17 protein-coding genes, 1 tRNA gene and 3 rRNA genes are annotated in these 20,097 nt (G+C 34.2%); 17 read left to right on the plus strand and 4 right to left on the minus strand.

Annotated features, from left to right (window positions below; all coding sequences use genetic code 11):
- Positions 1 to 120: 120 nt before the first annotated feature.
- The 7 genes from tnpA (at position 121) to GXM21_RS01160 (ending at position 6,029) form a co-directional block, all read left to right on the plus strand.
- Positions 121 to 516, plus strand: a complete 396-nt coding sequence (tnpA, locus tag GXM21_RS01135; protein ID WP_075555428.1) for an IS200/IS605 family transposase — start codon at positions 121 to 123, stop codon at positions 514 to 516.
- Positions 517 to 544: 28 nt separating this feature from the next.
- Complete coding sequence (locus tag GXM21_RS01140) at positions 545 to 1,651, plus strand: RNA-guided endonuclease InsQ/TnpB family protein (RefSeq protein WP_163604664.1); 1,107 nt, start codon at positions 545 to 547, stop codon at positions 1,649 to 1,651.
- Positions 1,652 to 1,815: 164 nt separating this feature from the next.
- The gene (locus GXM21_RS01145; RefSeq protein ID WP_008540024.1) at positions 1,816 to 3,684 is read left to right on the plus strand and encodes an alpha-galactosidase; all 1,869 of its coding nucleotides are present in this window, start codon (positions 1,816 to 1,818) and stop codon (positions 3,682 to 3,684) included.
- 134 nt (positions 3,685 to 3,818) lie between these two features.
- Positions 3,819 to 4,007 (plus strand): GH36 C-terminal domain-containing protein, encoded by a 189-nt coding sequence (locus GXM21_RS12985; protein ID WP_244263892.1) that lies wholly within the window; start codon positions 3,819 to 3,821, stop codon positions 4,005 to 4,007.
- Positions 4,008 to 4,195: 188 nt separating this feature from the next.
- The gene (locus GXM21_RS01150) at positions 4,196 to 4,435 is read left to right on the plus strand and encodes a hypothetical protein (protein ID WP_008540023.1); all 240 of its coding nucleotides are present in this window, start codon (positions 4,196 to 4,198) and stop codon (positions 4,433 to 4,435) included.
- A gap of 147 nt (positions 4,436 to 4,582) precedes the next feature.
- Positions 4,583 to 4,672: transfer RNA gene (locus GXM21_RS01155), tRNA-Ser, on the plus strand.
- 70 nt (positions 4,673 to 4,742) lie between these two features.
- On the plus strand, positions 4,743 to 6,029 hold the full coding sequence (locus GXM21_RS01160) for a lipase family protein (protein WP_008540022.1): 1,287 nt from the start codon (positions 4,743 to 4,745) through the stop codon (positions 6,027 to 6,029).
- A 64-nt stretch (positions 6,030 to 6,093) separates the two neighbouring features.
- On the opposite strand, the gene GXM21_RS01165 is transcribed toward GXM21_RS01160, so the two are convergent.
- Entirely contained in the window at positions 6,094 to 6,735 is a 642-nt protein-coding gene (locus GXM21_RS01165; RefSeq protein ID WP_008540021.1) for an HAD family hydrolase, read from the minus strand.
- Positions 6,736 to 6,891: 156 nt separating this feature from the next.
- On the opposite strand from GXM21_RS01165, the gene GXM21_RS01170 reads away from it, so the two are divergent.
- Complete coding sequence (locus tag GXM21_RS01170) at positions 6,892 to 7,533, plus strand: hypothetical protein (protein ID WP_117464346.1); 642 nt, start codon at positions 6,892 to 6,894, stop codon at positions 7,531 to 7,533.
- 72 nt (positions 7,534 to 7,605) lie between these two features.
- On the opposite strand, the gene GXM21_RS01175 is transcribed toward GXM21_RS01170, so the two are convergent.
- Entirely contained in the window at positions 7,606 to 8,745 is a 1,140-nt protein-coding gene (locus tag GXM21_RS01175; RefSeq protein ID WP_008540019.1) for a glycerophosphodiester phosphodiesterase, read from the minus strand.
- 440 nt (positions 8,746 to 9,185) lie between these two features.
- Between GXM21_RS01175 and GXM21_RS01180 the strand changes: the two genes are divergently transcribed.
- The 7 genes from GXM21_RS01180 to GXM21_RS01210 all read left to right on the plus strand — a co-directional run bounded on the left by GXM21_RS01180 (position 9,186) and on the right by GXM21_RS01210 (position 16,219).
- Positions 9,186 to 10,740: ribosomal RNA gene (locus tag GXM21_RS01180) — 16S ribosomal RNA — on the plus strand.
- A gap of 308 nt (positions 10,741 to 11,048) precedes the next feature.
- A 23S ribosomal RNA gene (locus tag GXM21_RS01185) occupies positions 11,049 to 13,961 on the plus strand.
- Between the two features lie 81 nt (positions 13,962 to 14,042).
- Positions 14,043 to 14,159, plus strand: a 5S ribosomal RNA gene (rrf, locus tag GXM21_RS01190).
- The 16S, 23S and 5S rRNA genes sit together here, the layout of an rRNA operon.
- 209 nt (positions 14,160 to 14,368) lie before the next feature.
- Positions 14,369 to 14,827, plus strand: coding sequence for an MFS transporter (locus GXM21_RS01195; protein ID WP_008539083.1), 459 nt, complete (start codon positions 14,369 to 14,371; stop codon positions 14,825 to 14,827).
- Positions 14,790 to 15,407, plus strand: a complete 618-nt coding sequence (locus tag GXM21_RS01200; RefSeq protein ID WP_008539082.1) for an MFS transporter — start codon at positions 14,790 to 14,792, stop codon at positions 15,405 to 15,407. The genes GXM21_RS01195 and GXM21_RS01200 overlap by 38 nt, the downstream gene beginning before the upstream one ends.
- Before the next feature lie 141 nt (positions 15,408 to 15,548).
- Positions 15,549 to 15,875 (plus strand): DMT family transporter, encoded by a 327-nt coding sequence (locus tag GXM21_RS01205; protein WP_008539081.1) that lies wholly within the window; start codon positions 15,549 to 15,551, stop codon positions 15,873 to 15,875.
- Positions 15,876 to 15,886: 11 nt separating this feature from the next.
- Complete coding sequence (locus GXM21_RS01210) at positions 15,887 to 16,219, plus strand: DMT family transporter (RefSeq protein ID WP_008539080.1); 333 nt, start codon at positions 15,887 to 15,889, stop codon at positions 16,217 to 16,219.
- Here the strand turns inward: GXM21_RS01210 and GXM21_RS01215 are convergent.
- Positions 16,216 to 16,887 (minus strand): YczE/YyaS/YitT family protein, encoded by a 672-nt coding sequence (locus GXM21_RS01215; RefSeq protein ID WP_008539079.1) that lies wholly within the window; start codon positions 16,885 to 16,887, stop codon positions 16,216 to 16,218. The genes GXM21_RS01210 and GXM21_RS01215 overlap by 4 nt on opposite strands.
- A gap of 2 nt (positions 16,888 to 16,889) precedes the next feature.
- Positions 16,890 to 17,312: a MarR family winged helix-turn-helix transcriptional regulator gene (locus GXM21_RS01220; RefSeq protein ID WP_008539078.1), complete on the minus strand. Its 423-nt coding sequence runs from the start codon at positions 17,310 to 17,312 to the stop codon at positions 16,890 to 16,892.
- 167 nt (positions 17,313 to 17,479) lie between these two features.
- Here GXM21_RS01220 and GXM21_RS01225 point away from each other — a divergent pair, with 167 nt between their 5' ends.
- Both GXM21_RS01225 and GXM21_RS01230 read left to right on the plus strand, forming a co-directional pair.
- Complete coding sequence (locus GXM21_RS01225) at positions 17,480 to 18,643, plus strand: MFS transporter (RefSeq protein WP_008539077.1); 1,164 nt, start codon at positions 17,480 to 17,482, stop codon at positions 18,641 to 18,643.
- A 143-nt stretch (positions 18,644 to 18,786) separates the two neighbouring features.
- Positions 18,787 to 19,950 carry an MFS transporter gene (locus tag GXM21_RS01230; RefSeq protein WP_008539076.1) on the plus strand — a complete coding sequence of 388 codons (1,164 nt, stop codon included), beginning with the start codon at positions 18,787 to 18,789 and terminating at the stop codon, positions 19,948 to 19,950.
- The last annotated feature ends 147 nt before the right edge of the window (positions 19,951 to 20,097 follow it).

The following is a 20,097-nucleotide window of genomic DNA, read 5'->3' on the forward strand; positions in this document are numbered from 1 at the left end:
ACCAAATGCGAGCGTAAAGCCCCTAAATTTATTTATGAGGATATAAGCTCGCTAAAAAACAATGATTCGATATCATTGTTTTTTATTGTATTATATTTTTAATAGTTATATAATGTTTTTATGAAATATAAATCAAATAATAATATAGTATATTCTTGTAAGTATCATGTAGTATTTTGTCCTAAATATCGTAGAAAAGTGTTGAACAATGGTGTTGATGAACGATTAAAGGAGTTGATTAATAATATTTGTCAGGAGCTTCACGTCGATTTAATCGAGATGGAAGTAATGCCAGACCATGTTCATTTGCTTTTAGAAGTTGATCCACAATTTGGTATACATAAAGTTGTTAAACGAATAAAAGGAATATCTTCAAGAATACTTCGAGAAGAATTTTCATGGTTAAAATCAAGGCTACCAACATTGTGGACAAATTCATATTTTGTATCTACAGTTGGTGGAGCACCAATATCAATTATTAAACAGTATATAGAAAGTCAAAAGCGTTCAGAATAAATAAATGATAAAAAGGCAGGTGATTGTAGTGAAGACATATTGTTTTAAATTGTATAAGGCAAAAAGGAATAAAAAACTTCATAAAGTTATTAATATAGCTGGAATTATCTACAATCACTGTATTGCTTTGCATAAAAGATATTATCGTTTATTTAAAAAATCTCTTAATATCTATAAGCTTCAAAAACATTTAACTAAACTTAAGAAAATAGGTAAATTTAGCTATTTTAAAGAAGTAGGTTCGCAAGCTATTCAAGATATAACTCAAAGAATAGACCGTGCTTATAAATTGTTTTTTAGAAATTTAAAACATAAAATTCGTACAGCACCACCATCTTTTAAAAAGATACGAAAATATAAATCATTCACGCTCAAACAAGCTGGTTGGAAGCTTTTAAAGGGTAATATTATAGAAATTAATAAACAAAAATACAAATATTTTAAAAGTAGAGATATTGAAGGAATAGTTAAAACAATAACAATTAAACGTGATACTTTAGGTGATATATATCTTTATTTTGTTTGTGAAACTAACGAGAATAAAGTTTTAGCAAGAACAGGTAAAAGCGTCGGCTATGACTTTGGACTTAAACAGTTTTTAACTGCATCGGATAATGAAGATATAAAAGCACCTTTATTTTTTAAACAAAATGCTAATGATATAAAAAAAGCTAATAGAATATTATCTAGAAAAAAGAAAGGTTCAAATCATCGTAGATTAGCAAAAATAGCTCTTGCTAGATTGCATAAGAAAATATCTAATCAACGTAAAGATTTTCATTTTAAATTAGCAAATAAAATTTGTAGTGAATATGCTTTAATCTGCATAGAAGATTTGAATATAAAAGGAATGCAAAAACGTTGGGGTAGAAAAATATCTGACTATGGATTTAGTGAATTTATAAAAATTCTTGAATATAAAGCGAGAGAAATTGGCTCAATAGTGCAAAAGATAGATAGATACTATCCAAGTTCGCAAATTTGCCATGTTTGTGGTACAAAAAATCCTGAAACTAAAAATTTGGCAGTTCGTGAGTGGATTTGCGCAAAGTGCAAAACCAGCCACGATAGAGATAGAAATGCTGCTATAAATATATGGAAGGTTGGGGCATCAACCTTCTTTGGAGAGATATAGTAAGACCTGCTATTTTAGTAGGCAAGTATCGTTTGTATCCAAGAATCCCCTGCATTTAGGCATGGGGAGTATGTCAAAGTAGATAACATTTTATTATCATTTTAATATAGCTAACGATATTTTAAAATATTATGTAGAAAATAAATTTAGAGGAGAGAATATAGATGTTAGCAATTAATTATGATAAAGAGCAAAAGATATTTAATTTATCTAACAGCAAAATTAGTTATATTTTAGGCATTGAAAAAAATTATTATGTAAAACATATTTATTTTGGTAAATATTTATCATCATATAATGGAAGTAATGCTCAATTATTTTATGATAGAGGTTTTTGTTCAAATCCGATAGCTTCAGATAGAAATTTTTCGTTAGATACTTTATTGCAAGAATATCCGGATTTTAATCAAGGGGATTTTAGAAATCCAGCTTATATAATTCAAACAGAAGATGGCAAGCGTGTAAATCGCTTTTATTATGATAGTTTTAATATCATTGAGGGAAAACCAAAATTAGAGGGATTGCCTTCTATTTATGTAAATAATGAAAATGAAGCTAAGACGTTATGTATTATCTTAAAAGATATAGTGATGAATGCAAGTATTTATTTGTATTACACAATTTTTGCTGATTATGATGTTATTTGCAGACATACTGAAATTGTAAATCATGATGATAAGAGCATATATTTAGATAAAGTAATGAGCTTTAGTATGGATTTTGCGGATAGCGATTATGATGTGATGACATTATCCGGTGCTCATTTGTATGAAAAAAATATTTATCGCAGAGCTATAAAATCTGACTCTATTGTATTAGAAAGCATACGAGGAACAAGTAGTCCACAGGCAACACCATTTATAGCTTTGATGGACAAAAATACTAATGAAGATATAGGTTCTGTTTGGGCATTTAATTTTATTTATAGTGGTGATTTCCAAGCCAGTGTACAAGTGGGACAATATAAGACTACTAGAGTACAAATGGGCATGAACCCTACGACTTTTGGTTGGACTTTAAGCGGTAAAGAAAAATTTGTTTCTCCAGAAGCTGTGTTAGTTTATACAGATAAAGGTTTAAATACTATGTCTCAGACTTTTCATAAATTGTATAGAAATCAACTTTGTCGAGGTTTATATAAAGAAAAAGCTCGTCCAATTTTGTTGAATAGTTGGGAAGCTTGTCATTTTGAGGTCAATGAAGATAATTGCTTGGATTTAGTAAGACAAGCTGGTGAATTGGGCATAGAATTATTTGTATTAGATGATGGCTGGTTTAAAAATCGTTGTGATGATACACAAGGTTTGGGCGATTGGCTAGAAGATGAAGAAAAATTCCCACATGGATTAAAAACTTTAGCTCAAAAAATTAAGGAAAAAGGATTATTATTTGGTTTGTGGTTTGAGCCAGAAATGATATCTAAAAATAGTGAGTTATATAAAAATCATCCTGATTGGGTGATTAGAAGTATGGATTATGAGCCTATTTTGAGCAGATGCCAATATGTGTTGGATTTATCAAATATAGAAGTTTGTAATTATCTTGTAGAAAAAATATCTAATATATTAGAAAATGTAGAGATATCTTATGTTAAATGGGATATGAATAGACATTTGACAGATTTAGGTTCTGCTTATTTAAATAGTAAGGAACAAAAAGAATTATCACATAGATATGTATTAGGTTTATATTATATTTTAGAAAAGTTAACACAGCGTTTTAAAAATGTTTTATTTGAAAGTTGTTCTAGTGGTGGCGGTAGATATGATGCAGGAATGCTCTATTACATGCCACAAACATGGGCTAGCGATAATACAGATGCTATTTGTCGTTTAAAAATACAATATGGTACAAGTATATTATTCCCTGCAATTACAATGGGTTCACACGTTTCTATAGTGCCAAACCACCAAGTCGGTAGAATAACACCACTTAAAACTCGTTTTGCTGTAGCTTCTTCTGGAAATTTAGGTTATGAATTAGATTTAAATAAATTAAATGATGAGGAAAAAGAAGAGATAAAAAACAAGTAGCTTGGTATAAACAATATAGAGATGTTATACAAAAAGGGACTTTCTATAGAATAAAAAGTCCTTTTGATGGAAATGATATTAGTTGGAATTTTATTTCCAAAGATGAAAATACTGTTATTTGTTATTTCCATCAGATTTTAGTAGAACCTATATATAGAAATTTAATTTTGAAATTAAAAGGACTACAAGAAAATGCTTTATATAATTTAGTTGGTACTGATAAAGTTTTTAGTGGTAGTGAATTAATGTATGCTGGTTTGATGATACCAAAAATAGAAGAAGATTTTTATAGTAATATTTATGTATTTAAAAAATCAGTATAAACGGTAACTTTAGTATATTTATTAAAAATTTCATTTATATTTTACAAACAATGACTATGTGAAACTATACAATTTTACATAGTCATTGTATAATAATAATGAGCTTAACAGAAAATTCCATAAGAAACAGCATTAGATTTTTTAAATGCAACATCATTTCTCACAGAAAATTTATGAGGTGATAGTAAATGGCTATTAAAAAAGTTGAAGTTGACCGTAGAGATTGTCAAAACTACCGTAACTATTTAAAGAGAGGAGGATATATCTCCGCAAGCTATTTATCAGTAAGTGGTTTAGATGCTATAAGATTAAAAAAATTAGCTATACAAGGTAGATTAGATGCTGTTAGATGCGCTATTGGTAAATCTGTTAGATGGTATTATTGTGAAAAACAAGCGGAGTTAGCTCACTTACGCGGAGAAGCTTAAAATGCATAATTGTTATGTATAATAGACTACTTTTTATGAGTTTATAAGAAGTAGTCTATTTTTTTATAAAAAACTGTTGACAAAAATGAAACTATCTGATATTATATATTTCTGTCAGCAACAATATAATATTGTTTGAGAGCACATGGAGAGTTGTCCGAGTGGTTGAAGGAGCACGCCTGGAAAGCGTGTATACGGGTCCCCGTATCGAGGGTTCAAATCCCTCACTCTCCGCCATAATTGATAGGTACAGGATTTTGCATAGCAAAATCCTGTTTTTTGCATATAGAGAAATAGGAGATTTATTATGAAAAAAATCTTAGCTATACTGATGTTATTGATGTTAAATTTAAATATAGCATTAGCGCAGAATTTGGAGATTGATGAAACGAATTTAAGTGAAAAAGATATTCAATATTTATCTGCATGGACATCGCTTGCTGTATATAATGATAAATTTAGCTTATTAGCAAGAGATATATTGAAAAGTAATGGTTGGAATATTCGCTTTTATAATGAACAAATAGCTAAATCTGATGTTAAATATTTATTAGCTGATAAAAAAATAAATGATAAGGATATATTCTTTTTATCTATCAGTGGTACTAGCAGTTGGCAAGATATAAAAACGGATTTGGCAGTAGAGGCAACAGTATTTCAAGGTCATAATTTAGATGAATTTTTGCAAAGTAGAAATGATAAAGATTTAAGTGAAACTAAGCCTTTAGTGCATAAAGGATTTTTACAATATGTACAAGATGGATTTTTTTCCGCGAATAGTTCAGGCGAGATTTTAGGTCTTGATTTAGTAGAACATTTGAAACAGTGCCCAGAAGATAAGATTTATATAACAGGTCATAGTTTAGGTGGAGCAGTAGCGGAATTATTGACAGCTAGATTATTAGACATGGGCGTAAATAGTAATCAAATAGAAACTATTACTTTTGGTGCACCTGCTGTAGGCAATAAGACTTTTGTAGATTTATATGAACCTAAAATGAATTTGACTCGTATTACGATGAAAGGTGATATTGTAAAAAATTTAGCTCAGATAGCTAATGAGCGTTTTGTGCAATTTAATACTAATGAAGTATGGACTGTATCTAAATTGGAAAATGATAAATTTGCTCATAATATGTTGCTTTATTTTGATAGAGCGATTAAGAATTATTATGACAGCAAAGAAGATATAGCTTTAGCTACAGAAGATATTGAAACATGTGAAACTTATGTGGCAAAGCCTAAATATGATTTTCCTAATGAATTACAATCAGAAATAAATTATATGAATTTAGCTTTGAAAGATAAGTTATTAAAAGAAGATGAAGATTGCTTTGTTGACCTTGTAGATGATGACTTATCTTCAAGTGTATTTCAAAAAGCAAAAGCATTAAATGCTAAATATGTAGTGTTTTATGAGTTTAGTGCAAATAAAATAAAAGATAGTACTTCCAATAAAAGATATTATATTTATGGAAGTAAATATATTTATGATATAAATGGTAATTTGATAAGAGGATTTAGTGCGACGTCAGATACTAAAGAGATGACTGTATTGCAATCTGTATTATATCTAGAATGTCAATTTAAATAAAAATAAAAACTTAGTGAATGGTAATATAGAATAAAACTATGATTATCTTCACTAAGTTTTTTTATTATGGTAATTGAGTTATATTTATATCGGATATTTGTTTAATGATAATATCTGCTCTAGATAAATCTTGATTGCCAGAATTAGGATTGGCAAAACCGATACAATACATGCCAGCATCTTTAGCAGCAATGCTACCGTTTTTAGAGTCTTCAAGAACGACACAATCTTTAGGGTTAACTTGTAATTTTTTTGCTGTTTTTAAATAAATATCTGGAGCAGGTTTACTATGAAGGATATCTTCGCCAGAAATTAAAAATTTAAAGTATTTATCAATATTAAATGTTTTTACAACAAATTCAATTACGTTTAAAGGAGAAGATGATGCTATCGCCAAAGGAATATTTGCTTTTTGTAATTGTTCTAATAAAGGGCAGATGCCATCAATAGGTTTAAGATTATGGTCAACGATATATTTTTTGAAGAAATTCATATGATTATTAGTCATTTCTTCAGGAGTATATGGTAAATGATGTTTATCAATAAAATAGGAGAAAACAGAAGTTGATGTCATACCAATGAGTTTATTGAATTCTTCATCATCAACTACGATATTATTTTCGAGTAATACCTCTTTGACTACTTTGTTATGTATAGGTTCGCTATCAATGATAACGCCGTCCATGTCAAAGATAAATGCTTGCATAATAACACCTCTTTTTATTTTTATCAAATATAGCATAGCAAAATTACATATAATTTTAAAGAGATTTCAAATGAAAGATTATAGATAAATTTATTTGAATTTAGAGGGTTTGGATATATAATAAATAATATAGATAAAATTGTAGAGGTTGATAAAGTGAAAAAAATAGTATTATGTTTATTAAGTTTATTTATTTGTATGCAATCTGTAGCTTTGGCTAATATACATCAATCAAAAGTATCAAATGTGGAAAATATTCGTTCTATATATGCATATAAAGACCCTGAACAAATGAAAGATTATGAACAGAAAAAATTAGTAAAAGAACAAACTAAAAGTGATGAAAAACTAGAAGAACCAATGGCATTGTTTAGAGTATTTGTCAATAATGATAGATTTTATACTGACGATAACAAATATAAAGACAATGTAGAGTTAGCAATAACATCACATAATATAGATAGAAATTATATTTTTGATAATGAATATCCTCCATATTTAATATTGCAAGATAATGATAATAATAGATATGAAATTCATTTTGCCAAAGTTAAATATGATAATCCATATTGGATAAGCTTCAATTTAACAAATAAAGAGATAGAACAAATAAATAAAGCTAAAACTATAAGTCTTGTTTTACCAGAGGCGCAAGAAAATATGTATCGTTATAATAAGAAAAAAGATAAATTAGAGAAAAAATCTTATGATAATGATATAAAAGTAGAAGAAATGGTGTATGAACTTCCAGAAAATATAGTTGATGAATGGAAAACTGTTTTAAATAAGCATAAATAAAAATAACCCTACTAATTTAAATTAGTAGGGTTATTTTTATTTATAAAGTAGTAAGGGGTTTATGATTAGGGCTTAGTAAGCGGCATCATTGCCGTTACCAGCTTTTGTAGGGGCTGTGTCTTTATGATCTGTTCCTGTATGATATGGACTATCTACATTTACTGTTGGTGTATGCAATTTTATATTGCGTTTTTCTAATACTTGTTTTAAGAGCCATGGCTTATCTGAAATAATACCATCAACACCCATATCGAGTAACATAGTCATATCTTTTTCATTATTAACAGTCCATGGAACAACTTTCATACCCAAAGAATGAGCTTCATCAACATCTTGTTTGGATATTTCTGTATAATATGGAGAAATAATATCAGCACCAATAGCATGAGCAGCTTTTACAGGATTTCCTTGATAATCCTTGATATCTAAACCACCAAGCCATGGAGATTTTTTCTTTTCATAACGACGTAAAGATTCACTATCACGTCCCCATGATGGTTGTTCTTGCCAAAGTGCACTAGTGGAGATATTAGGATTTAATTTTTTCATTTCAATTAAAGTTTGCCAGTCGAATGATTGGAGAACAACTCGATCTTCCATATCATATTTTTTTACAATATTATTGAAAACTTCTACAAATTTCTTAGGGTCAGCATTATTTTTATATCCGGCACTTGCAGGGTCTGGATAGGATTTTGTTTCTATATTTAAAACAATATTTTTATCATCATATGATTGAATTAATTGCATTAATTCTTCTAATGTAGGAATTTTAGCATCATAAGTAAATTGTGTTTTGCCATGTAAATCATAGTATTCGCCACAATTTTGGTCCATCACGCCTACATCGAATTTCTTTAATTCATCTACAGTCATTAAACGAATATCATATTTATTATTTTCAATATAATTGCCATTTTTATCACGTGTTATATCTGAATTTAAGATAGGATTATGACTCATTACTATTTGACCATCTTTAGTAAGTTGCATATCACATTCAATAGAAGTAGCACCTAGCTCTATTGCATAAGCATAAGAATACAAAGTATTTTCAGGTCTAACATCTATACCTCCACGATGAGCCTCTAAGTCAAAAACATCATAATTGACTTTGGCATAAGTAGTGGAAATATCAATAGTATTAAATCCACTATAAATTGTTAAGGCAGCTAGTCCACTCAATAAGAGTTTTTTGGATAGTTTTTTCATTTGTATTCATCTCCTAAAGCGTTTAAATTTATTTGTTATAATTATCTCATAAATCTGAATTTATGTATGTCAGAATAGAGCGTAATTTTTAGGTAAATATTTCTTACAAAAATAAATATATTTTTTCTAAAAAAGTGTTGACAAAGTGATTTATAGTAGATATAATAATTAAGCACTCAACGAGAGGGCAACTCAAAAGAAGAAAATTGTTAAAAACAAAAAATAAATTAAAAAAAGTTCTTGACAAGATAAACTTCTTGAGTTAAGATATACAAGCTGACTTTTGAAGCCAGCAAGAAATGTTCTTTGAAAACTAAACAATGCACAATATGTTTTCTAACATAAACGAATGTGCGGTATCTGCTTTTTATAGCAGATTACCTAATAAATTCTTTTTAAACAGATAATTAAAGAGCCAATCGGTTCTTCGAAAAATAATTTTTTTGGAGAGTTTGATCCTGGCTCAGGACGAACGCTGGCGGCGTGCTTAACACATGCAAGTCGAACGGGGTGTTTATTTCGGTAAACACCAAGTGGCGAACGGGTGAGTAACGCGTAAGCAATCTACCTTCAAGATGGGGACAACACTTCGAAAGGGGTGCTAATACCGAATGAATGTAAGAGTATCGCATGAGACACTTACTAAAGGAGGCCTCTGACATAAGCTTCCGCTTGAAGATGAGCTTGCGTCTGATTAGCTAGTTGGTGAGGGTAAAGGCCCACCAAGGCGACGATCAGTAGCCGGTCTGAGAGGATGAACGGCCACATTGGGACTGAGACACGGCCCAGACTCCTACGGGAGGCAGCAGTGGGGAATCTTCCGCAATGGGCGAAAGCCTGACGGAGCAACGCCGCGTGAACGATGAAGGTCTTAGGATCGTAAAGTTCTGTTGTTAGGGACGAAGGATAAGGATTATAATACAGTCTTTGTTTGACGGTACCTAACGAGGAAGCCACGGCTAACTACGTGCCAGCAGCCGCGGTAATACGTAGGCGGCAAGCGTTGTCCGGAATTATTGGGCGTAAAGGGAGCGCAGGCGGGAAACTAAGCGGATCTTAAAAGTGCGGGGCTCAACCCCGTGATGGGGTCCGAACTGGTTTTCTTGAGTGCAGGAGAGGAAAGCGGAATTCCCAGTGTAGCGGTGAAATGCGTAGATATTGGGAAGAACACCAGTGGCGAAGGCGGCTTTCTGGACTGTAACTGACGCTGAGGCTCGAAAGCTAGGGTAGCGAACGGGATTAGATACCCCGGTAGTCCTAGCCGTAAACGATGGATACTAGGTGTGGGAGGTATCGACTCCTTCCGTGCCGGAGTTAACGCAATAAGTATCCCGCCTGGGGAGTACGGCCGCAAGGTTGAAACTCAAAGGAATTGACGGGGGCCCGCACAAGCGGTGGAGTATGTGGTTTAATTCGACGCAACGCGAAGAACCTTACCAAGACTTGACATTGATTGAAAGACTTAGAGATAAGTTCCTTCTCTTCGGAGAACAAGAAAACAGGTGGTGCATGGCTGTCGTCAGCTCGTGTCGTGAGATGTTGGGTTAAGTCCCGCAACGAGCGCAACCCCTATACTATGTTGCCAGCATTTCGGATGGGAACTCATAGTAGACTGCCGCGGACAACGCGGAGGAAGGCGGGGATGACGTCAAGTCATCATGCCCCTTACGTCTTGGGCTACACACGTACTACAATGGGATGAACAGAGGGAAGCGAAATCGCGAGGTGGAGCGGATCCCTAAAAGCATCTCTCAGTTCGGATTGTAGGCTGAAACTCGCCTACATGAAGTCGGAATCGCTAGTAATCGCAGGTCAGCATACTGCGGTGAATACGTTCCCGGGCCTTGTACACACCGCCCGTCACACCACGAAAGTCATTCACACCCGAAGCCGGCTAAGGGCCTATGGTACCGACCGTCTAAGGTGGGGGCGATGATTGGGGTGAAGTCGTAACAAGGTAGCCGTATCGGAAGGTGCGGCTGGATCACCTCCTTTCTAAGGAGCATGCGTTACCGAGGTAACGGCATGTGTCGAGCACATTCGAGCATTGTTTGGTTTTGAGAGAATATTTCTCTCAGATATTGATCTTTGAAAACTGCACAGAAGAAGAAATGCAAAAAAACAAATTCACCATATAAGTAGGCTGTTAATGATTTATCATTTACAGATACTATAGTTAGAACAAAAGTTCTAACCTCATTAAAAGAATTAGCTTCTCTTATGAGTTTAAAGTGGATTGAACCAAGCATTTTAGGATTTAAACAAATTACATTAGCGAAGACAAACGCAAATGACCTTAAGTAAGTTAAGTGAACAAGGGCATACGGCGGATGCCTTGGCGCCAAGAGCCGATGAAGGACGCGGTAAGCTGCGAAAAGGCATGGGTAGGAGCAAGCATCCAGTGATCCATGCATATCCGAATGGGGCAACCCACCATCAGTCATGTGATGGTACGAAAGAGGCAGACCTGGGGAACTGAAACATCTAAGTACCCAGAGGAAAAGTAATCAATTGAGATTCCCTAAGTAGCGGCGAGCGAAAGGGGAAGAGCCCAAACCATGAAACTTCGGTTTTGTGGGGTTGAGGACCGGCAAAAAGAGGAAACTTCTTAGTCGAATGGTTTGGAAAGGCCATGCACAGAAGGTAAAACACCTGTAGGCGAAAAGAAGTCAATCGGGCTGGTATCCAGAGTACTGCGAGACACGTGAAACCTTGCAGGAAGCAGGGGGGACCACCCTCCAAGGCAAAATACTACTTGGCGACCGATAGCGCATAGTACCGTGAGGGAAAGGTGAAAAGAACCCCGGGAGGGGAGTGAAATAGAACCTGAAACCGTATGTCTACAAGCAGTCGAAGCACCTTAAGAGTGCGACGGCGTGCCTATTGAAGAATGAACCGGCGAGTTACATTATGTTGCGAGGTTAAGTGGGAGACACGGAGCCGAAGCGAAAGCGAGTCTTAATAGGGCGACTAGTAACATGGTGTAGACCCGAAACCGCAGTGATCTATCCATGGTCAGGTTGAAGCGCAGGTAAAAATGCGTGGAGGACCGAACCCGTGAGTGTTGAAAAACTTTGGGATGAACCGTGGATAGGGGTGAAATGCCAATCGAACGCGGAGATAGCTGGTACTCCCCGAAATAGCTTTAGGGCTAGCCTCAGGGAAGATTATAGACGGTAGAGCACTGATCTGGCAAGGGGGCGTAAAGCCTACCGACCCTAGTCAAACTTCGAATGGCTATAATTAAGACCCTGGGAGTCAGACTGCGAGTGATAAGACCCGTAGTCAAGAGGGAAACAGCCCAGACCGCCGACTAAGGTCCCCAATGCTGTACTAAGTGGAAAAGGATGTAAGACTTCATAAACAACCAGGATGTTGGCTTAGAAGCAGCCACCATTAAAAGAGTGCGTAATAGCTCACTGGTCGAGAGGCCTTGCGCCGAAGATGTCCGGGGCTCAAGTACAGAACCGAAGTCGCGGCAGGATTATATAATTCTGGGTAGGGGAGCGTTGTATATCCGACTGAAGGTGTACCGGAAGGAGCGCTGGAGGATATACAAGAGAGAATGCCGGTATGAGTAGCGAAAAGAACAGTGAGAATCTGTTCCACCGAAAGCCTAAGGTTTCCTGAGCAACGCTCGTCGACTCAGGGTAAGTCGGGACCTAAGCCGAGGCAAAAAGCATAGGCGATGGACAACAGGTTAATATTCCTGTACCGCTTCAAATCGTTTGAGCAATGGAGTGACACAGAAGGTAGCTTGAGCACGCGAATGGATGTGCGTGTCGAAGGTGGTAGGTTGCAGTATAGGTAAATCCGTACTGTATAAGACCGAGAACTGATAGATAGACGATACTTCGGTAAAGTCAAATTCAAGTGAGCCATGCTGTCGAGAAAAGCTTCTAGTGAGAGATGAGGCGCCCGTACCGAAACCGACACAGGTAGGCGGGGAGAGAATCCTAAGGTGCGCGGGACAACCCTCGTTAAGGAACTCGGCAAATTGTATCCGTAACTTAGGGATAAGGATAGCCGGAGGATGTGAAGGGATTTACTTCTGGAGCGTCAGCCGGTGGCACAAGAGAGGCCCAAGCGACTGTTTAGCACAAACACAGGTGCCTGCAAAAGAGAAATCTGACGTATAGGTGCTGACACCTGCCCGGTGCTGGAAGGTTAAGAGGAGGGCTTAGAGGAAACTCGAAGGCTTGAATTGAAGCCCCAGTAAACGGCGGCCGTAACTATAACGGTCCTAAGGTAGCGAAATTCCTTGTCGGGTAAGTTCCGACCCGCACGAAAGGTGTAACGACTTGGGCACTGTCTCAACGAGGGACCCGGTGAAATTGAAGTACCTGTGAAGATGCAGGTTACCCGCGACTGGACAGAAAGACCCCATGGAGCTTTACTGCAACCTGACATTGATGTTCGGTAAATAACGTACAGGATAGGTGGGAGACGGAGAAGTATTGGCGTTAGCTGATATGGAGTCAACCTTGGGATACCACCCTTTATTTATTGGACCTCTAACTGAAGAAGTAACGACTCTCAGGACAGTATCAGGCGGGCAGTTTGACTGGGGCGGTCGCCTCCCAAAATGTAACGGAGGCGCCCAAAGGTTCCCTCAGCGCGAACGGAAACCGCGCAAAGAGTGTAAAGGCAGAAGGGAGCTTGACTGCGAGTCAGACACGACGAGCAGGTACGAAAGTAGGGCTTAGTGATCCGGTGGTTCCGAGTGGAAGGGCCATCGCTCAACGGATAAAAGCTACCCTGGGGATAACAGGCTAATCTCTCCCAAGAGTCCATATCGACGGGGAGGTTTGGCACCTCGATGTCGGCTCATCACATCCTGGGGCTGGAGCAGGTCCCAAGGGTTGGGCTGTTCGCCCATTAAAGTGGTACGTGAGCTGGGTTCAGAACGTCGTGAGACAGTTCGGTCCATATCCATCGCGGGCGTAAGAGACTTGAAGGGGGCTGCTCCTAGTACGAGAGGACCGGAGTGGACGGACCAATGGTGTACCAATTATCCCGCCAGGGGTACAGTTGGGTAGCTACGTCCGGAAAAGATAAACGCTGAAAGCATCTAAGCGTGAAACTTGCCTTAAGATGAGGTCTCCCGAAGCGAAAGCTTGAAAGACACCTTGAAGATGACGAGGTTGATAGGCCAGGAGTAGAAGTTCAGTAATGAATGTAGCGTACTGGTACTAATATGTCGAGAGCTTAACTTAAAAAAGAAATGACTTGGAGCAAAGTAATCTTCTGAGTGGTTTTGAAAGATTAATATCTTTCAAAAAAGAAAAAAGAGAATATCTGGTGACGATGCCTAAATGGTTCCACCTGTACCCATACCGAACACAGTAGTTAAGCATTTAGAGGCCGAAAGTACTTGCATGGAGACGTGCTGGGAGGATAGGAAGTTGCCAGTTAAGAAAAAGCACTGAATACTTCAGTGCTTTTTTCTTTATATTTTATGAATAATTATTGACAACTCATTAAAAATTTTGCATAATATTTCCATAGAAAAATATTGAATTCGTCATTTTAGACTATAACTTTTTCTGTTTCTGAATAAAACAGAGGAGTTATAGTCTTTTTATTTTATAAAAATTAAAAAAATGGAGGAGCAAATTTATTTATGGAAAAACTTTTGTGGAAAGAGAAATTATCTTATGGAATAGGAGCTTATGGAAAAGATTTTATTTATAATATGATAGCTGCTTTTCTGATGATTTTTTATACTGATGTTGTTGGTGTATCGTTAATTTTTGTGAGTACTTTATTTTTAGTGGTTCGCATTGTAGATGCTATAACTAATCCTTTTATGGGCTGGCTTGTTGATAATACAAAAACTAAATGGGGAAAATTTCGCCCTTGGATTTTAATAGGAACAATAATAAATTCTTTCGTTTTAATTCTATTATATTTAAATCCGGCAACTTTTTTACAGGGAATTTTGATAAATGCCTGGTGTATTGTTACATATCTATTATGGAGTCTTACATATACCTTGATGGACGTGCCTTTTTGGGCAAATTGCAGTATTTTTATGGACTGGAATGAATATTTATTTTTTCAAATATGTAGTTTGTCATGAAGAATGGTTTTCTATTTTTGGCATAGTTAATTTTATTGTTGGCTCTATAGGTTTGATAGCTTTTCCATCTTTAGCAAATAAATTTTCACGAAAAGTAGTTTATATTTTATCTGCTATTTTATTAGTTTTAGGCTTATTAGGTATGTTTTTTGTTGGTGATGACCACAAAGCAAGTGTTGTTTTATTTTTCAGTGTAGCTAGTTTATTTTGTTTAGGAAATGCTTTGGCTGGTGTATCAACTACAGTGATGTTAGCAGATACAGTTGATTATGGTGAATATAAATCGGGTATCAGAAGCGAGGCTGTCGTGTTTTCTGTACAGACGTTTACCGTGAAATTTGGTTCGGCTATTGCTGGTTTTATCGGGGCGATGGTTTTATCCTTGGTGGGTTATGTGCCGAATGCGGTTCAGACGCCGGAAACGGTTTTGGGCTTGAGAGTGATGATGTTTATAATGTCGGCTTTACTGATTATGGTAATTTTGTGTCTATATCTTAAATTTTACAAGTTAAACGGAAGTTTTTATTTTAATATATTGAAGGAGCTTTCCAAAAGACGTGAAAAAATTAGTTTAGATTAAACGGCATTTGACAAATAAAAATAATTTTGTTAAACTACCGTAAGTAAATGAAAGCGTCTGAAAAAAGGCTATAGATTTTGCTGTTTCTGAATCAAACAGCAGTCTATAGCCTTTTTATTTTTAGTTTTAGGAGGTTTTTTTATGAATATTGGTTGGATAAAAATTATAGGAGCAACTTTTTTTGAATTAATCTGGGTAACTGGTTTAAAATATGCTGTATTACCTGTGGAGTGGGCAATAACAATTTTAGCTATCTTGGGTTCTAGTTATTGCTTAATTACAGCAGGTAATACACTTCCCGTTGGAACAGCATATTCTGTATTTGTAGGATTGAGTGCTATCGGTACTATTTTAGTAGAATTTTTAGGTTTTGGTATTTTTCCTAGTTTTTGGCAATTATTATTTATTATTATTTTGATTTTAGGTGTTATTGGCTTGAAATTATTGAATGAAAAAGTAGAAAGATGAGATGATTGATTATGGAATGGATTTATGTTGTTATTGCAGGACTTTTAGAAGTTTTAAGTATAAATTATATGAATAAGTGGCAATTAGTTAAGCATTTAGGATTAAAAAAATCTGGAATTTTGATTATAAAAATGGTATTAGCTTTTGCTACAAGTTTATTATTATTAAATTTAGCCTTGAAAACTTTACCAATGAGCATTACATATGCAGTATGGTCAGGAATTGGTTCAGTAGGTGGTGTTTTGGTGGGAATTATTCGTTATGGTGAAAGTGCAAATTGGAAAAGACTTGTTTGTATAGCAATGATTTTATCTTCTGTTGTTGGTTTAAAATTAGTTTCTTAAGATTTTATATATTGTAGATTGCGGATATGAGTGAGAAATTTAAAATATTTATTTACGATATTGATGCATTTACCAACAAATAAAGCAGAGATAATAGTACCAATGCCGATACCATTTAATTCGCCAAAGAAGATAAAGGATAATATACAAGCAATTACTATCAAAGTTATATCAAAGTAGATTTTTACTGTACCAAATTTTATTTGTGGCTTTTTCAAAGCAATGACTAAAGCTAAAGCACGGACAACGCCTTCTCCAGGAACAACAATTACATTAGGAGCGACTTCAATAGAAATTCCTATTGCTAAAATAAAGCAACCAATAAAAAGCGATATTAATTTTACGATAAGGGTTTCAGGCTCAAAGGCTGATAGTAAATTCATGCTAACATCAATGAAGAAACTAAATATGATATTGGCTACTATTTGTAAAAATTGTATAGGTTCAAAATCACGGCGTAAAAGTGCTATTTCAATTAAGATAAAAATTATATTGAAGATGAAGGTCGTTAAACCAAAGCTGAAATCGGTATATTCAAGGCTAAAAATATAAGGAATAGATGATATTTGTGAGGTACCTAAATTACTTTTGGTGATAAAAGCTATGCCAAATGAATTTATAATAATACCTAAAAAGAAATAAAAATAACGTAGAGATATGACTTTCAAGATTATTCCTCCTCTAAATTTTTGATTATTGTATTAAGTGTTTTTAAAAGATGTTGTTTTTCTTGAGGTGGAATGTTTTTTAAGGCTTTATCATCAATGCTAAAGCAAATTTCTTTTACTTTATGAGCCGTTTGAAGACCTTTTTCAGTCAGATAGATATAAGCAGAACGTTTATCTGTAGAATGTGCTTTTCGCGTAATTAAACCATCTTTTTCCATGCGAACTAATAAACTGGTGATAGTTGATTTGTCTAAGACGCAATAGTTACTTATATCTTTAGCTATAGAGCCATTATGTTCTAAAAGATATTCTAAAATTTTGGGCTGACCAGGTAAAAGCTTTAATGATGAAATCTTTTGGACAATATTTTTGTTACTGTGATGAAAACTTTTTAATAAAAGAAAATGCAATTCGCCAGATAACATTTTATTACCTCCAATATAGTTTGAAATCAAACTATATTATAGAAAGCTATAAATTGAATGTCAATAAATAATATAAATATCCTACTAGACAGAAAATAGAAGTATAGATATAATATATCAGTAATAGATATAATATATCAGTATTTTTAGTAAGAGGTGATAATATTTTGAGTGTAAAAGAACAGGATTTGAATTTACTTCAAGTGGGGAAAAAAGAACAATATGCAGCTAGAATAATATTTTTTGTTGCAGGTTTTGGTATATCTACATGGGCACCAATGATACCGATTATAAAGGAACGTTTACAAATTGGCGCTGATATATTGGGTTTATTGTTATTATGTATTGGTGTAAGTTCTTTTTTGATGATGCCTATAGCTGGATTGTTTGCACAAAAATTTGGCTGTAAAAAAGTTTTGCGTGTTATGGGTTTGTGCATGGGTGTAGAAATTATAATATTATCCATGTTACCTAATATTTATATGTATGCTATCTTTTTATTTGTTTTAGGTGCTATAGGTGGTATATTGAATGTAAATATGAATATTCACGCAGTAATCGTAGAAAAACTTTCCAAAAAACGCATGATGTCTGGTATGCATGCTTTATGGAGTGTAGGTTGTTTTGCTGGAGCTGGTTTATTTAGTATTTTGGCTAAATTAGGTTTAGGTATTAGTCAAATAGCAATTATACATTGTATTATTATTTTCATGATTATTTTTGCTTTCAGTAGATATTTCTTACCGTATAAAGGTGCTAGTAATGGTAAAGCTATCGCTATACCAAAGGGAATTGTAACTTTATTTGGAGTTTTAGCTGTTATATCCTTTTTAGGTGAAGGTGGTATGATGGACTGGAGTGGTGTATTTTTGACAGAAGCTAAAGGTGTAGATTTATCTTTAGCTGGTGTTGGTTATGCAGTATTTTCAGCAGCTATGCTCATTGGTCGCTTGATTGGTGATAAAGTAGTACAAAAATTAGGCGAACAGCGTGTTGTTATTTTTGGTGGAATAGTAGCAAGTGTAGGATATATAATTTCTATTGTTTTTGACAATTTCTTTATGATGCAATTTGGTTTTATTCTTCTTGGTTTTGGAGCTGCAAATATTGTTCCTGTAGTATTTACTTTATTGGGCAGACAAAAAGAAATGCCTATAAATTCAGCAGTAACAGCTGTTACTAGTATGGGGTATTTAGGAGTAATGTTTGGCCCTGCGCTATTAGGTTTTATTGCTCATGGAATTGGTATTGTAGCAGTATTTTGTATCTTAGCTGGAATGTTTATTTTGCAAGCAATAGTATCTTCTTATGTATTTAAAGTTTTAAATTAAATATGATAATAATAAACCTTGTATAGCTAAAAAAATTAGGCTATACAAGGTTTTATTATTATAGCTTTTTTTATTAATTTCATATAATATGATATGTATATATAGGAATTTATCTAAAATAAAAAAAGAAAAGAGGTTTATTTGTGAGTTTAGAAGATAAAGAGTTAATGCAGTTTAAGGTCGGCAAAAAAGAACAGTATGCAGCTAGAATGGCTTTTTTTATACCAGGTTTTGCCATTTCCACATGGGCGCCTATGATACCTATGATTAAAGAACGTTTACATATTGAAGCAGATATTTTGGGATTATTATTATTGTGCATAGGTATAAGTGCTTTTATTGTTATACCGATTGGTGGTCTTTTAGGTAAAAAATTTGGTTGTAAAAAAGTGATGGTTACTACAGGTAGTTTATTTGCGATAGTATTAGTAGCGTTGTCTTGTTTACCAAATGTTTGGTCATATGCTATTTGTTTGATTTTAGTAGGCGCTATTATGGGTTGTACAGAAGTTTGTATGAATATCAATGCTGTTGTTGTTGAAAAATTATCGCAAAAACGTATGATGTCTAGTATGCATGGTTTTTGGAGTGTTGGTTGTTTTTGTAGCGCTGGTTTATTTAATATTTTAGCTAAGATGGGACTTGATGTATTTTTTATAGCAATCATTCATTGTTTAATAATTTTAGCTATTGTAATTTTCTTTGGCAGATATTTTTTAGATTATAAAAGTGCTAATAGTGAAAGTGCGATTGCTATTCCTAAAGGAATTGTTGTTTTATTCGGCATTTTAGCATGTGTGAGCTTTTTAGGCGAAGGTGCAATCATGGATTGGGGCGGTGTATTTTTAGCTGAGGTAAAAGATGTAGAATTATCTTTAGCTGGTGTTGGTTATGCTGTTTTTTCTGTAGCAATGCTTATCATGCGTTTAATTGGGGATAAAGTAGTACAATTTTTAGGCGAGGAAAAAGCTGTAGTATTAGGAAGTAGTTTAGCGGGATTAGGATTTTTATGGATAATTATTATAGATAATTTCTATTTAATGTTGGTTGGTTTTATTTTACTTGGTTTAGGTGCTGCAAATATTGTGCCTGTATTATATAGTTTGTTGCAATATCAAAAAGATATGCCGATAAATGTTGCTGTTACAGCAGTAACTTGCATGGGATATACAGGCGTTATATTAGGGCCTGCTATCTTGGGATTTATCGCTCAAGGAATAGGAATTATATCCGTATTTTATTTATTGATGATTTTATTTATCGTGCAAGTTGTCATGGCAAAATATGTATTTAATAGATTAAAATGATTATAAGTAAGAAAAAGATATTCTAGTGAGAATATCTTTTTTTATATAAATTTATGTTGTTTTATATTGATTTATGTTAATTTATGACTTATAATAAGAAAAAGAAATTTGATTTTTGTTTATTGTATATTTAAATGAAATTTTGTG

This window comes from Megamonas funiformis (genome assembly GCF_010669225.1).
GTDB lineage: Bacteria > Bacillota > Negativicutes > Selenomonadales > Selenomonadaceae > Megamonas > Megamonas funiformis.